At 58.2% G+C, this 13,302-nt stretch carries 15 protein-coding genes; 6 read left to right on the top strand and 9 right to left on the bottom strand.

Annotated elements, in window-relative coordinates:
• Nucleotides 1-4: 4 nt before the first annotated feature.
• Nucleotides 5-1,069 carry a hypothetical protein gene (locus M8010_RS02725; protein WP_250088034.1) on the bottom strand — a complete coding sequence of 355 codons (1,065 nt, stop codon included), beginning with the start codon at nt 1,067-1,069 and terminating at the stop codon, nt 5-7.
• A gap of 264 nt (nt 1,070-1,333) precedes the next feature.
• Here M8010_RS02725 and M8010_RS02720 point away from each other — a divergent pair, with 264 nt between their 5' ends.
• On the top strand, nt 1,334-1,606 hold the full coding sequence (locus tag M8010_RS02720; RefSeq protein WP_250088032.1) for an HU family DNA-binding protein: 273 nt from the start codon (nt 1,334-1,336) through the stop codon (nt 1,604-1,606).
• A gap of 42 nt (nt 1,607-1,648) precedes the next feature.
• Here M8010_RS02720 and M8010_RS02715 read toward each other — a convergent pair whose 3' ends face one another.
• The 8 genes from M8010_RS02715 to gshB all read right to left on the bottom strand — a co-directional run bounded on the left by M8010_RS02715 (nt 1,649) and on the right by gshB (nt 8,553).
• Nucleotides 1,649-2,572, bottom strand: a complete 924-nt coding sequence (locus M8010_RS02715; RefSeq protein WP_284047979.1) for a putative solute-binding protein — start codon at nt 2,570-2,572, stop codon at nt 1,649-1,651.
• 277 nt (nt 2,573-2,849) lie between these two features.
• Nucleotides 2,850-4,121 carry a dihydroorotase gene (locus M8010_RS02710; protein ID WP_250088028.1) on the bottom strand — a complete coding sequence of 424 codons (1,272 nt, stop codon included), beginning with the start codon at nt 4,119-4,121 and terminating at the stop codon, nt 2,850-2,852.
• Complete coding sequence (locus M8010_RS02705; protein WP_250088026.1) at nt 4,118-5,131, bottom strand: aspartate carbamoyltransferase catalytic subunit; 1,014 nt, start codon at nt 5,129-5,131, stop codon at nt 4,118-4,120. The genes M8010_RS02710 and M8010_RS02705 overlap by 4 nt, the downstream gene beginning before the upstream one ends.
• A 31-nt stretch (nt 5,132-5,162) precedes the next feature.
• Nucleotides 5,163-5,672 (bottom strand): bifunctional pyr operon transcriptional regulator/uracil phosphoribosyltransferase PyrR, encoded by a 510-nt coding sequence (gene pyrR / locus M8010_RS02700; RefSeq protein WP_250088025.1) that lies wholly within the window; start codon nt 5,670-5,672, stop codon nt 5,163-5,165.
• A gap of 32 nt (nt 5,673-5,704) precedes the next feature.
• The gene (gene ruvX, locus M8010_RS02695) at nt 5,705-6,145 is read right to left on the bottom strand and encodes a Holliday junction resolvase RuvX (RefSeq protein ID WP_250088023.1); all 441 of its coding nucleotides are present in this window, start codon (nt 6,143-6,145) and stop codon (nt 5,705-5,707) included.
• Nucleotides 6,138-6,704: a YqgE/AlgH family protein gene (locus M8010_RS02690; RefSeq protein ID WP_250088022.1), complete on the bottom strand. Its 567-nt coding sequence runs from the start codon at nt 6,702-6,704 to the stop codon at nt 6,138-6,140. The genes ruvX and M8010_RS02690 overlap by 8 nt, the downstream gene beginning before the upstream one ends.
• Entirely contained in the window at nt 6,701-7,567 is an 867-nt protein-coding gene (locus M8010_RS02685) for an energy transducer TonB (RefSeq protein WP_250088019.1), read from the bottom strand. The genes M8010_RS02690 and M8010_RS02685 overlap by 4 nt, the downstream gene beginning before the upstream one ends.
• A 41-nt stretch (nt 7,568-7,608) precedes the next feature.
• Nucleotides 7,609-8,553: a glutathione synthase gene (gshB, locus tag M8010_RS02680; RefSeq protein WP_250088017.1), complete on the bottom strand. Its 945-nt coding sequence runs from the start codon at nt 8,551-8,553 to the stop codon at nt 7,609-7,611.
• A gap of 296 nt (nt 8,554-8,849) precedes the next feature.
• On the opposite strand from gshB, the gene pilG reads away from it, so the two are divergent.
• The 5 genes from pilG (at nt 8,850) to M8010_RS02655 (ending at nt 13,297) form a co-directional block, all read left to right on the top strand.
• Complete coding sequence (pilG, locus tag M8010_RS02675; RefSeq protein WP_007154228.1) at nt 8,850-9,242, top strand: twitching motility response regulator PilG; 393 nt, start codon at nt 8,850-8,852, stop codon at nt 9,240-9,242.
• Between the two features lie 32 nt (nt 9,243-9,274).
• Nucleotides 9,275-9,637 (top strand): twitching motility response regulator PilH, encoded by a 363-nt coding sequence (pilH, locus tag M8010_RS02670; protein WP_007154227.1) that lies wholly within the window; start codon nt 9,275-9,277, stop codon nt 9,635-9,637.
• A 20-nt stretch (nt 9,638-9,657) separates the two neighbouring features.
• Nucleotides 9,658-10,203: a chemotaxis protein CheW gene (locus M8010_RS02665; RefSeq protein WP_250088009.1), complete on the top strand. Its 546-nt coding sequence runs from the start codon at nt 9,658-9,660 to the stop codon at nt 10,201-10,203.
• A gap of 91 nt (nt 10,204-10,294) precedes the next feature.
• Nucleotides 10,295-12,370 (top strand): methyl-accepting chemotaxis protein, encoded by a 2,076-nt coding sequence (locus M8010_RS02660; protein ID WP_250088007.1) that lies wholly within the window; start codon nt 10,295-10,297, stop codon nt 12,368-12,370.
• A gap of 27 nt (nt 12,371-12,397) precedes the next feature.
• The gene (locus M8010_RS02655; RefSeq protein ID WP_250087998.1) at nt 12,398-13,297 is read left to right on the top strand and encodes a CheR family methyltransferase; all 900 of its coding nucleotides are present in this window, start codon (nt 12,398-12,400) and stop codon (nt 13,295-13,297) included.
• Nucleotides 13,298-13,302 lie beyond the last annotated feature (5 nt).

The following is a 13,302-nucleotide window of genomic DNA, read 5'->3' as shown; positions in this document are numbered from 1 at the left end:
TGATTTACAGCAGATCGTCCAGATCCATGGTTTCGACGGTTTCCTTCTCGTCATCCCAGAAGGTTCCCAGCTTGCCCGTCGGCGTTCGATGCCCGGTATTCTCCATCCACATGCGATCGGAAATAGCAACAATCATTTGGGTGGCCATGGCGTCCACGAATGTCCATTCCTCGTTCGCAGGTGTCTCGTCGATGGCTTCCGCGTGGCTGCGAATAACGGAGCGCAGGCGATCGTGGTCACCCTTGTTCTGGGCGGCAATGGCGTGGAACACGTGGCTGATTCTTACGCCGGCTTCCTTGCCCTGTTCATCCGCAATATCCAGGCGCTGGAACGGATCTTCGCCATCGGGCAGTGCGCCGGGGATCATTGACCATACAGTGGCGCGCAACGCCATGGGGGCACCCCACCACTTGTCGTTCTCCAGGCAACTGGTAGCACGCGCAACGGTGGAGCCAATGTTCTTGGGCACGCCGATGGACGAGGTGGACTGGATCTCGGCGTTCAATGCCTGCAGGCCGGACATCAGACCCGCCATGTAGATGAACTCGCCCAGGTCATTATCGAAGCCGGGGCATTCGCCAGACTCAGGCTTGCCGTAGAAGGCGTTATGGTGTTTCCAGCCCCGATGATAACGCCTGGCGGCCAGTGACAGTGCACGTTTCTGGCGGATCATTGCATCTTCGGCCTCCTCCGCATCACCGGCACGCAATGCACCCAGGCTGGCGAGCTCGTGTTCCCTTGCCAGTTCTTCGGCACAGCCGCCGGCTGACAGGTAGAGCATCACTGCCAGCTGATCCGGTTCACTGGTCACACGGCCGAAGGACATCAACAGGGGTGCGGTAGCCTCGCTCATGGCACAACCCATGGCCAGGTCCTGACTTTCCAGAAGGTAAGGCACCGTATGATTGCGGGAAAAGCCCTGCATCACATCACCGGTCGTTTTGTAGATCATGTTGTTGACGACACCGCAACCACTGAGAATCACACCGGCAACAACCGCCGTTACGGCACCGCGAAACCGGACTAGCCCGTGAGGGAGCCGGCTGGCAGGTTTCTGAACACGTGTCATAACTTCGTACCTTTTTTCTTGTAGGGCGACCGACGCATCGTCCGGCCTGGGCCACGCACCTGGACGGTTACAGTTTGTAACCGAAACGGCATTATCGCCGACAACTCCCTGTTTTTATGAGACTCGGCCCGCAAATGACGGCGGATATTCAAATGTACTCGGATTGCCGGTTTGCACTATGGGACGCAAACCGCTATAGATTTGATCAGCCGGCGGTTACGCAGCCGCCGGTCAGTAACCAAAAACGACAACAAGGAGTACCCAATGCGCAAACCTGAACTTGCCGCCGCTGTTGCAGACCAGACTGGAATAACCCGGGACAAAGCCAGCGAAGTGATCACCGCTTTTACCGACCAGATCTCCGCCGCTGCTGCCCGTGGCGAAGATACCACCCTGATTGGTTTCGGGACCTTCAATATCCGCAGCCGTGACGCTCGCGATGGCCGCAACCCTCAAACCGGTGCAACCATCCGGATCCCAGCCAGCAAGACTGTAGGATTCAAGGCAGGCAAGGCGCTGAAAGACGCAATCCGCTGAGGCAGCAACCAGGGGGCCGCAAGGCCCCTGGTTTCTAAGGGCTCAGGATGCGCATTCGGAACGGGAACCATCCACCCGGCAACGAATCGCCTTCATCAGACTGATGGCACGGTCGTCATAAACGCCGTCTTCCAATAGCGACAATCGCACCTTGCGAAGCATCTTGTCGTATTCGGCCACGTCTTCCTGTGGCGGATACATCCACACATCCTCGGGAATGCCGGCTTCTGCCTCGGCGATGATTTCGTAGGCTTCATCAATGCGTTTGATGGCCTGGTCACGTACCATCTGGCCAGCGCTATCCGGGAAACGGTCACGGTGGATAATCACCTGGAAGTTCATATAGGCCAGCGCATACCTGAACACGCCACCCTTCGGGGTCACGCCCTTGTAGAGCTCCAGAGGTGAATAGGCAACCGCCGGCGCATAGGCCAGGTCGACACTGCCGTTGTTGAATTTGCCGGCGAAGTTGGCGGAGTTGGAACCCACCACGGAAGCGCCTACATGGCGCACCATGCGCACCGAAGCAGTGTCGAAATCCAGAGTGGCAATTCGCTTGCCCTGCAGTTTTTCCACGGAATCGATAGCCCGGTCACGGGTGTGAAGGTACACCGCACCGCCGGGGAACACGCCTGCCACTTCGTAGTCGCCATCAATCAGGAACGGGCGGGCTTTCTCCTGGCTGAGGGTGTTGTACAACAACCGCATTTCCTCTTCACCGGGCACTGCACCCATCGCCTCCAGGGTTCCGGTGAACTTGTTGAACTCACGGGCACGGGTGCCGGTGAGCAGCACAGCGTCACACTGGCCGGCCTTGAAGTCCTCGGCGGCGACTTTCTCGTCAGTGTAGGCGCGCAGGTTCAGTTTAATGCCTTCCTTGAGAGCGATAGGCTGGAAGGTTTTGGTAATGGCGAACAGCGGGCCGTTAGCGCCGACCGGATCAAACACACAGAAGCTTCGCTCCATGAGGTCCGATTCCGCCCGGGCAAACGGAGACAACGCAAGACTGACACACAGGGCGGCAACCGCTGTGGCGTTTCGCGGTAGGTTGACTCGTTTCACGGGGTGACTCCTGAATTATTATTGTCGCGTTTCCCTGGCCGAGATTAGGTCGGCCACGACAAGAATACGGTGGCACAGGTGCCTGTCTTCAAGGGCTATCAGGCAAAAAGGTGAGGAACTGTGACGGGCTCGACAGAGGTTACGCAACCTCTGCCACACTTTGCCGACATGGGAACTCGAGCTACAGGTTGTTAAGGGGCCACGCCTGCCTGCCGTCACACAGCGTGAGACGAACCACGCCTGGCAGTTCCTTGCCTGGCAGAGGCACGTGGCGCCCCATCGACCTGAGGTTGGTGTCATCCGGCGTCCATCTGGCTTCCGGGTCGAACACACACAGGTCTGCTGCAGCGCCTTCGCGGAGCTCGGCGGAACGGCCAATCACGCCAGCCGGGCCAGTGGTCAGCGCACGGATCAGGTCTGCGCTGTCCAGTTCGCCCCTATTCACCAGCAGCAAGCCCATGGACAGAGTGCTCTCGATGGTAGACAGACCCGGCTCGGTAGCCGCCATCGGTGCCTGCTTGGCAGCAGAGTCGTGGGGCTGATGCTGGCTGGTGATGGCGTCGATCACTCCATCACGCACACCAGCCAGCAGTGCCTGGCGGTCCTTCTCCGAGCGCAGCGGTGGCCGCACATGGTAGCGGCTGTCAAAGCCCGACAGCGCGTCCTCGGTAAACAGAAGCTGATGCATGGCTACGTCGGCGGTCACTGAAATACCGCGCTTGCGGGCTTCAGCGAGCATTTCCACGCTGCGGGCACAGGATAACTGGCTCAGGTGCAGGCGAACGCCGGTTTCTTCCGCCAGTAACAGCATCTCCATCACCGCCGTCGTTTCCGCCACTTCCGGAATACCCAGAAGCCCGAGCCTGGAAGCAACCAGGCCGTCGTGGGCGTAACCGTCCGCCGCCAGGGCCTGGTTCTCGGGGCTGAACATGACCGTCAGCCCGAATGTACGGGCGTAAGCCATACAGCGGCGCAGCACCCGCGCGTTCTTCACAGGGCGGGCACCGTTACCCATGGCGATGCATCCGGCACCCGCCAGGCCTGCCATATCACTGAGTAGCTCACCTTCCAGGCCACGAGTGATGGCACCCACTGGCAGGATGCGCACCGCCGAGCGTTTCGCAGCCACATCCAGAATCAGGTTGGTCACTGCCCCGGAGTCGTTCACTGGTGAGGTATCCGGCGAAGCACACAAGGTGGTGAACCCACCATGTGCTGCGGCCAGGGTTTCCGAAGCGATGTTGCCTTTCTGGCCGTTGCCCGGTTCCCTCAGGTTGCAGCACAGATCCACAAAGCCTGGCGCCAGGAGACAGCCGCTGGCATCAAGCTCGCTGTCAGCGGACTGCTGCCCTGCGACTTCACCAAGAGCGGCAATTTCGCCATCCCGGATCAACAGGGTGGTTTCTGCATTGGTACTGGCCAGTCGACCACCCGTAATTTTCAGAGTGCTCATCCTTCGGCCCTCCCTGCCAGCTTGCGATTGCGCTCCGTCATCTGGCCGCCCATGGCCATGGACATCACGGCCATGCGAATAGCGATACCGTTGGTGACCTGGTTCAGGATCACCGATTGTGGCCCGTCTGCCACCGCCGATTCTATTTCCACACCGCGGTTAATGGGGCCGGGGTGCATCACGATGCATTCCGGGTCGGCGAGGGCCAGTTTCTCGCGGCTCAGACCGTAGAGCCGGTAGAATTCACGCTCGCTGGGCAGTAATGCTCCTTCCATACGTTCTTTCTGCAGCCGCAGCATGATGACCACATCGAGATCTTTCATGCCCCGGGCCATATCATATTCCACCGTGCAGCCGAGGCTTTCCACATCCCTTGGCAGCAGGGTGGCAGGTGCAATTATCCGCACTTCGGCAGCACCCAGTTCGTTGAGGGCGCGGATCTGAGAGCGCGCCACCCGGGAGTGCAGTACATCGCCAACAATGGCGACTTTCAGGCCTTCAAATTCGCCCTTGTGCTGGCGAATTGTCAACATGTCCAGCATGGCCTGGGTTGGATGAGCATGGCGGCCGTCACCGGCGTTAATAATCGCAACGCCGGGGGTGACGCTTTCGGCGATAAAATGAGGGGCCCCACTTTGCGAGTGACGCACCACGAACATGTCGCTGGCCATAGCCTCGAGGTTCAGCAGTGTGTCAGACAACGACTCACCCTTGGAGGTAGCCGAGGTGTTGATATCCAGGTTAAGCACGTCTGCAGACAGGCGTTTGGCGGCCAGCTCAAAGGTACTGCGGGTGCGGGTGCTGGATTCGAAAAACAGATTTACCACAGTACGGCCCCGTAGCAATGGCACCTTCTTGATGCTGCGTTCACCCACTTCAATGAAGGAATCGGCAGTGTCGAGAATTTCGGTCAGTAGCGCCCGGCTCAGACCATCAAGGGTCAGGAAATGCCGTAGCTGGCCGTCGGCGGTAAGCTGAAGGGATGTCGATGAAGGATCGTTTGCCGTCATGTGTCGCCTGTTGGTGTTATGCGTTCGCTGATTACTTGCCCGCTTCCTGTAATTCTATGTGCAGTGGATCGGGGCCCCGCAACTTCACGCGCTGCTGGGGTTGCAGCGCCAGCACCTGCCCGGTTACGTCTGGCTGGACCGGCAGTTCCCGTGCACCAAGGTCCACCAGTGTGGCAAGAATGATACTCGCTGGCCTGCCATAATCGAAAATTTCATTCATCGCGGCACGGATAGTACGACCACTCATGATCACGTCATCGATCAGGATAATGTCGCGGTCCTCGGTGCTGAATGGCAGGCTCGAAGGCTTCACTTTCGGATTCAGGCCGATACGGCTGAAGTCGTCCCGGTAGAACGAGATGTCCAGCTCACCCCATGGCTCGTTCAGGCCCAGGCGCTTGCTCATGGCATCCGCCAGCCAGACACCGCCGGTGCGAATACCGATCAACGCCGGATCGGTCACTCCCCGTTGTTCCAGTTTTTTGCGCAGTCCCGCTTCCAGATCATCCAGTAGCCGGTCCATATCGAGCAATGCAGTCATTTGAGTCCTCTCATACATCAGCCTGAGCCGGGTCAGGCAGAACGGGATTGCTGCTGGTGAAACCAGGTTTCCAGAATCAGTACGGCAGCGCGATCATCCACACCGTCGCGGCCAAAATCACGGCTACCACCGGCAGCCATAACGTCGCCCTTGGCCTCGAAACTGGTCAACCGCTCGTCCACCATTTCCACCTCCACGTGAAAACGCCCGTGCAGACGTTTGCCAAACTTGCGGGCCCGGGCACACATGTCGTTCTCGGTGTCGTCCATGTTCAGGGGCAGGCCCACCAGCACACGATCCGGTTTCCATTCTGTCAGTAGCCGGCCGATCTGGTCCCAGTCGGGAACACCGTCCCGGGCAGGCAGCATGGTCAGGGGCTTACCGGTTCCGATCAACTCCTGGCCGCTGGCAACACCGATACGCCGGGTACCGAAATCAAAGGCCATGATCCGGCGATTTCCGGCCTCAGGCATGGCCGACAAACTCACTGAGCTGATTGAGGTCAATGCCGATTAGTTTCAGAACGGCCTGGTAACGGTCTTCCCAGGGTGTGCGGAACAGAATGTCGGCGGTGGCAGGGCAGGTCAGCCAGGCATTGCTTGCCAGTTCGTCTTCCAGTTGTCCCTCACTCCAGCCAGCATAGCCCAGACACACCAGGTAGTTTTCAGGCCCGTTGCCGGCACCAATGTCAGAGAGGATATCCCGGGAGGTGGTCAGTAGAACGTCATTGGACACCTCGGCCGTGTTCTGCCAGCCCGCATCCGGGGAATGCAGCACAAAACCGCGCTCGGGCTGAACCGGGCCACCACCGTATACCGGCACGTCCAGTTCGCCGCCATCCATGTCCAGTTGTTCGAGAATTTCGCCAAGATGAATGTCCAGGGGGTGATTCACTGTCAGCCCCAGAGCGCCTTCATCGGAATGCTCGCACAGGTATATCACCGCACCATGGAAACGAGGATCCTGCAAATAGGGAGACGCCACCAGAAACTGGTGCCGTAGACTGTGTGGAGAGTGTTTCGATGCTGTCATCCTGATGTCAGCCCCCGCCGTTCGAATACCCAGGTACGGATAATTTCCAGTTCGTCGACATTTTCGCGCATGTCCTCCGGGAAAGGTGCAAATGGCGCCGCCATTCTGACAATGCGAATGGCCGCGTCGTCGAGCACCGTACTGCCGGATGACTCGAGTATAGCCAGTTCCTTGATCGAACCGTCTTTCTTCAGCGAAACCAGCATGCGCAGGTTGCCATAGATGCCTGCCTTCCTGGCCTCTCTTGGGTAGTTGATATTGCCCACCCGGGTTACCTTGCTCACCCAGTTCTGCACATACCAGGCATTGGTCGATTTCAGGGTGGAGGCCGCTGTGACACGCATGACCCTGGGCTTCTTGGCATAGGCCTGCCGCTGCTGGTCAAATCGGGCCTCCAGACTGGCAATTTCAAGACTGCGTTCCATCAGGCTTTTCTTTTCCTTCACCGGCAACGGCTCTTCCGGTTCCGGTTCCGCGGTATCCGGCTTCGACACCTCACGCTCACTGGGCGCCTCACTCTGCACCACCGGTTGTTCCTGCTGGCGCACCGGCTCAACCTGCGAGCGCGGTTCCGGCTGAACCTCGGCAATCTCCTGCTGACTCATTTCTGTCGGCTGCGGCGAAGTCATTTCCACCGGCTCTTCCTCGGTCCCGCTGCCTTTCTGACTGGTCTGGGCGAGGAAGTCAGCTTCCTCCGGATCCGTCTCGTCATCATACTGCGATAGCGTGATTTCCATGGTCTGCGCCGACGAACGGGGCGACTCCGGCGCGAAGGTGATGCCCAGCACCACAATGGCATGAAGCGCCAGCGCCATGAAAAGCGTAAAAGAAAACCGATCGAAATCGCTGACCTGCACTGCCATTCCTGAACTTTACCTCGGTTAGGCCCGGCTATGGACCATCATTAAAGACGACGCTCGATGGCATCCATCAATTGGCTGGATATATCGATTTCGAATGCGGCATCAAGTTCCCGGATACAGGTGGGGCTGGTTACATTGATCTCGGTCAGGTAGTCACCAATCACGTCGATGCCCACGAAAATGAGCCCCTTGTCCTTGATCACCGGCGCAACACGCTCGCAAATTTCCCGGTCGCGGGCTGTCAATTCACGGCCTTCACCCTTTCCACCGGCAGCCAGGTTGCCACGATTCTCACCGTGGGAGGGAATGCGCGCAAGTGCGTAAGGTACCGGCTCGCCGTCTATCAACAGGATGCGCTTGTCGCCCTGCTTGATCTCGGGAATGTATTTCTGTGCCATGGCCTGGTGGGCGCCATGGTTGGTCAGGGTCTCTATAATGACGCCGAGATTGTCGTCGTTTTCTTTAACGCGGAAGATCGAGCGCCCGCCCATGCCGTCCACCGGTTTCATAATGACATCACCGTGCTCGGCGTAGAATTCCTTCAGCCGTTGAGCAGAACGGGTCACAATCAGCGGCGGTGTGCAATCTTCGAACTGGGCGGCGAACAGTTTTTCGTTACAGTCGCGCAGAGTCGATGCGGGATTGACCACCAGTGCGCCTTGCTGCTCGGCAATTTCCAATATAAAGGTGGCCATCAGAAACTCACGGTCCACCGGTGGGTCCTGCCGCATCAGTATCACGTCCAGGTCACCCAGCGCCCGGTCCTGGCTACCGGCGAAGCTGAACCAGTCTTCCGGGTCCAGGTGTACGGTCAGGGCACGGGTCCGTGCCCTGGCCTGCCCGCCCTTCAGGTAAAGATCCGGCAACTCCATGTACTCGATTTCCCAGCCCCGCTTCTGGGCAGCCAGTAGCATCGCCAGTGAGCTGTCCTTCTTGAAATGGATCTTCTCGATGGGATCCATCACGATTCCGAGTCGGACTGTCATAATGCCTCGTCAGTTAAAAGGTTAAAAACACGAACCGGTCTGCAGAGCGCTGTGAGGATTAAGTGCTATGCTGAGATCACAGATGGTATTGTACCCGAGCCGCGAATGCATCCGGAGAAATCCCGTATCAATTACGTGACTCCCCAGGCAGAAGTACATTTGGTCACAAAGTTATACTTTTTATCCGGCCCCCAATACTCTATAAATGAGCGGGATTTATAGAACAACGTTAACGTTTGTGTTAAAACCCCCGGTTGAAAAATAACGACAGTCGCAGAGCGCAAGGCAGTTGGACAATGGATGACAACTTCGAGAATCTGAAGATTATGGTGATCGACGACAGCAAGACCATTCGTCGCACCGCCGAGACCCTTCTAAAGAAAGTCGGTTGCGAAGTCATTACGGCAACAGACGGCTTTGACGCTCTGGCGAAAATTGCCGATTCCCAGCCCAACATCATTTTTGTTGATATCATGATGCCCCGGCTGGACGGCTATCAGACCTGCGCACTCATCAAGAACAATTCCTCTTTCAAAAAGACGCCGGTCATCATGCTCTCCAGTAAAGACGGACTGTTCGACAAGGCCAAGGGCCGTATTGTCGGATCAGACCAATACCTGACCAAACCGTTCAGCAAAGACGAACTTCTTAACACCATTCGCCAGTACGTTCCCCAAGCGGAACAGTAAATCTGCTGAAGCAAAGAACTATTGAGGACACCATGGCCCGCATTCTGATTGTTGATGATTCCCCGACCGAGGTTAAGAAAATCTCGACCATTCTGGAAAAGCACAAGCATGAAGTGCTGACGGCCGACAACGGCGCCGACGGCGTTGCCAAGGCCCGCGCTGAAACACCGGACCTGGTACTGATGGACGTGGTAATGCCCGGCCTGAACGGATTCCAGGCCACCCGCCAGCTGACCCGCGCCCCGGAAACCGCTTCCATTCCTGTGGTTATCGTGACCACCAAGGACCAGGAAACGGACCGTGTATGGGGTACCCGTCAGGGTGCAAAGGGTTATCTCGTAAAGCCCGTCGTTGAAGACGATCTGATCAAAACAATCAATAGCCTGATTGCCTGATCCCCAACCGTGGAGTAAGCATGTCCGCCCAGGCCGCCCCCTTTGCAGTTCTGACGGATATCGCCCGACGCAGTCGTACCATGGCTGCCGGTCTGCCGGAACAACAGGAAGCCGTCGAACTCTGGAACGGCATCGGTTTTGTTCTGGCAGGTGAGCGCTATGTGGCGCCAATGGGTGAAGTCACTGAAATCCTCCATGTCCCCCGCTATACCCACATTCCGGGGGTTCATCAATTTATGTTGGGCGCCGCCAACGTGCGGGGCCGCCTCCTGCCACTGGTTGACCTTGCCGGCTTTTTTGAAGTTCCCCGCTCTTCCCGCAGTCAGCGTGAGCGCCGGGTGCTGGTTGTGGAGCAGGGCGATGTATTCAGTGGCCTGGTAGTCGACAGCGTCTCGGGCATGCAGTATTTCGCAGTGGACAGCTTTGTGGCCTCGCCACAGGATGTGCCTGCAAACGTTCAGCCGTTTGTAAATGGCGGTTACGAGCGTAATGAGGAAGTCTGGAAAGTGTTTTCCGCCGCCGAGTTACTCGGAGACGAACGCTTCCTGGATGTAGCGCAATGGTAAGGGCGGTGACAACGGCAGGAACTCCTTCCCGCCTGCCCAACGCCCGCAGAAACAAACTTGCCAATATTACGAAGAGGCCGGGAGCCAGAAAATGAAAAATAGAGCCGGAAGACTCAGTATGGGACAGGGAGGCAACAAACTGGTTGCCGGCCTGATCGCCGCACTGATCGCATTGACCGTCCTGCTCGTTGCAGTGCTGTTCATTATCAACAAGGACAGCCAAAACGACCAGGCATACATCGCCCACGCTTCGGAGCTGAGGGTACTGTCACAGGAAATCGCAAAGAACGCGACGGAAGCAGCGGGCGGTACCGCCTCGGCCTTCGACGCACTGCGACGTTCCCGTGACGAATTCGAGCGCCTTTGGGGCTATGTGGTTGATGGCAATCCGGATACCGGCCTGCCCCCGAGCCAGATCGCCCAGGACAGCGAAGTCCAGGCAACCTGGCAGGAAGTGCGGGACAACGCCGACAGCATTCTCTCTACCCGCGATGCTGTACTCGGCCTTCACGAAGTTGCCCGCACCCTGAACGAAACCATCCCGCAGCTGCAGGTGGAATACGACGACATCGTTCAGATCCTGCTGGATAACAACGCGCCTGCCGAACAGATCGCCCTGGCCCAGCGCCAGTCACTGCTGGCAGAGCGGATTGTGCGATCAGTCAATAACGTTCTCTCCGGTGATGAAGACGCGGTTATCGCCGCCGACCGTTTCGGACGTGACGCCAGCCTGTTCGGCCGTGTTCTCGAAGGCCAGGTGAACGGCAACCCCGCCATGGGCATTTCCCAGGTTAACGATGAAGATGCCATCTACGGCCTGGAAGCCGTCGGTGAGCTGTTCGAGTTCGTTTCCCAGAACGTAGACGCAATCCTTGAGGCCTCTCCCGACCTCTTCAAGGTACGTACCGCGGCCAGCGACATCTTCGAGAACTCACAGGTTCTGCTCGACGAGATCTCCGTTCTTGCCGAGGCCTTCACCGGCCAGGCCGGTTCACGGTTTGTCAGCCCCACCCTGGCATTCATCATTCTGGCCGCCATGGTCGGTATTGTTGTGATGATCGGTGTGGTGCTTTACCGCGAAGCCCAGGAGCGTCTTGCGACGACCCAGGAGCAGAACGAACAGAACCAGAACGCGATCCTGCGACTGCTGGACGAACTGGCTGACCTGGCGGATGGTGACCTGACTACCGAGGCCACGGTAACCGAAGACTTCACCGGTGCCATCGCCGATTCCATCAACTACGCGATCGACCAGATGCGCGGGCTGGTACAGGCGATTCGTGGTACCGCGGTACGGGTTGCGTCAGCTGCGCAGGAAACCCAGGCAACGGCCATGCACCTGGCCGACGCTTCCGAGCACCAGGCCCAGGAAATTGCCGGCGCCTCTGCCGCTGTAAACGAAATGGCGGTGTCCATCGACCAGGTATCTTCCAACGCGGCTGAATCCTCCGCGGTTGCGGAGCGGTCGGTTGCGATCGCGAAGAAAGGCTCGGAGGTGGTAAACAATACCATCCGCGGCATGGACAACATCCGTGAGCAGATCCAGGAAACCTCCAAACGGATCAAGCGTCTGGGTGAATCTTCCCAGGAAATCGGTGACATCGTATCGCTGATCAACGACATTGCCGACCAGACCAACATCCTGTCCCTGAACGCCGCCATCCAGGCCTCCATGGCCGGCGACGCGGGCCGGGGCTTCGCGGTGGTTGCGGACGAGGTTCAGCGCCTTGCGGAACGTTCCTCAGCAGCAACCAAGCAGATTGAAGCACTGGTTAAAACGATCCAGTCAGACACCAACGAAGCCGTTATCTCCATGGAACACACCACCGCCGAGGTGGTCCGTGGTGCCCGTCTGGCACAGGACGCGGGTATCGCCCTCGAGGAAATCGAGAACGTATCCATGTCTCTGGCGGAGCTGATCCAGAACATTTCCAACGCTGCGCGTCAGCAATCGTCCTCTGCGGCTCATATTTCCAACACCATGAACGTCATCCAGGAAATTACCTCGCAGACCTCCTCCGGTACCAACGCGACTGCGAAGTCCATCGGTAACCTGGCAGAGATGGCGTCTGAACTGCGGTCCTCTGTTGCGGGCTTCACACTGCCCGAGGAAGAGTCGGCCGACCTGGAAGAAGAGGAAGACAGCGACGTTCCGGTGGTGAGCTGATTATTGCTCCGAGGCTGCTGACAGTTTATGGCTGAAACACATACCCATCTGTCAACTGCCGAGGGCATCTGGTCCCTGCGCCGACTTCCCGATATGGATGAGGCGCAGTTCAGCCAGTGGCAGACACTGCTTGAGCATCGGACCGGCATCACCCTGCCTTCCGGCCGCAAGTCGTTTCTCGAGACCAACCTCGGGATTCGCATGCGGGAGATCGGGTGCAGCAGCTACCAGGCCTATTACGAACAGATTGTTTCCGGCCCGGATGCCATCGTCGAATGGTCCACCCTGGTGGATCGGCTGACGGTTCAGGAAACCCGGTTTTTCCGGGACCCGGACGCTTTCAGGCTGGTGTCGGACTATGTGCTTACCCGGCCCCGTGAGGTGCTGAAAAAGCGCCCTCTGGAGGCCTGGAGTGTTGGTTGCTCTACCGGCGAGGAGCCCTACACGCTGGCGATGCTGCTGAACGAATGCATGGAGGGATTGTCGTTGCAGCCACTGTTCGGGGTAACAGGCTCCGACATCAGCAAACCCGCCATCGACAAGGCTCAGTGCGGCCTGTTCAGTGCGCGCAAGTTGATGGGCATGGACGAAGCCATGAAGGCCAGGTACTTCCGGCCGGCAGAGCGGAACAACGTTGAAATTGTCAAAAGCATTCGGGAGCGGGTGTGTTTCACCAGGCTGAACGTGCTGGACCTGAAACACGCTCCCATGCACGGAATGAACATTATCTTCTGCCAGAATCTGCTGATTTATTTCCGGCGCTGGCGCCGGCGGGAAATCGTAAAACGGCTTGCAGAGCGGCTGGCGCCCGGGGGGTTGCTGGTCCTGGGCCAGGGAGAACTGACCGACTGGCAGCCCCCTGGCTTACAGAGGGTACCCTCGGAACATGTGCTGGCGTGGATCAAACGCCAGACTGACGAAGAATAACCGGA

Origin of the sequence: Marinobacter sp. ATCH36 (genome assembly GCF_023555055.1) — a bacterium.
Classification (GTDB): Bacteria; Pseudomonadota; Gammaproteobacteria; order Pseudomonadales; family Oleiphilaceae; genus Marinobacter.
This window is presented reverse-complemented; position numbering and strand designations above follow the sequence as displayed.

Excerpts from the sequence above, each read along its gene's own strand:
- M8010_RS02725 (WP_250088034.1), bottom strand. The coding sequence starts at position 1,069 with ATGACACGTGTTCAGAAACCTGCCAGCCGGCTCCCTCACGGGCTAGTC.
- M8010_RS02720 (WP_250088032.1), top strand. The coding sequence starts at position 1,334 with ATGCGCAAACCTGAACTTGCCGCCGCTGTTGCAGACCAGACTGGAATA.
- M8010_RS02715 (WP_284047979.1), bottom strand. The coding sequence starts at position 2,572 with ATGGAGCGAAGCTTCTGTGTGTTTGATCCGGTCGGCGCTAACGGCCCG.
- M8010_RS02710 (WP_250088028.1), bottom strand. The coding sequence starts at position 4,121 with ATGAGCACTCTGAAAATTACGGGTGGTCGACTGGCCAGTACCAATGCA.
- M8010_RS02705 (WP_250088026.1), bottom strand. The coding sequence starts at position 5,131 with ATGACGGCAAACGATCCTTCATCGACATCCCTTCAGCTTACCGCCGAC.
- pyrR (WP_250088025.1), bottom strand. The coding sequence starts at position 5,672 with ATGACTGCATTGCTCGATATGGACCGGCTACTGGATGATCTGGAAGCG.
- ruvX (WP_250088023.1), bottom strand. The coding sequence starts at position 6,145 with ATGCCTGAGGCCGGAAATCGCCGGATCATGGCCTTTGATTTCGGTACC.
- M8010_RS02690 (WP_250088022.1), bottom strand. The coding sequence starts at position 6,704 with ATGACAGCATCGAAACACTCTCCACACAGTCTACGGCACCAGTTTCTG.
- M8010_RS02685 (WP_250088019.1), bottom strand. The coding sequence starts at position 7,567 with ATGGCAGTGCAGGTCAGCGATTTCGATCGGTTTTCTTTTACGCTTTTC.
- gshB (WP_250088017.1), bottom strand. The coding sequence starts at position 8,553 with ATGACAGTCCGACTCGGAATCGTGATGGATCCCATCGAGAAGATCCAT.
- pilG (WP_007154228.1), top strand. The coding sequence starts at position 8,850 with ATGGATGACAACTTCGAGAATCTGAAGATTATGGTGATCGACGACAGC.
- pilH (WP_007154227.1), top strand. The coding sequence starts at position 9,275 with ATGGCCCGCATTCTGATTGTTGATGATTCCCCGACCGAGGTTAAGAAA.
- M8010_RS02665 (WP_250088009.1), top strand. The coding sequence starts at position 9,658 with ATGTCCGCCCAGGCCGCCCCCTTTGCAGTTCTGACGGATATCGCCCGA.
- M8010_RS02660 (WP_250088007.1), top strand. The coding sequence starts at position 10,295 with ATGAAAAATAGAGCCGGAAGACTCAGTATGGGACAGGGAGGCAACAAA.
- M8010_RS02655 (WP_250087998.1), top strand. The coding sequence starts at position 12,398 with ATGGCTGAAACACATACCCATCTGTCAACTGCCGAGGGCATCTGGTCC.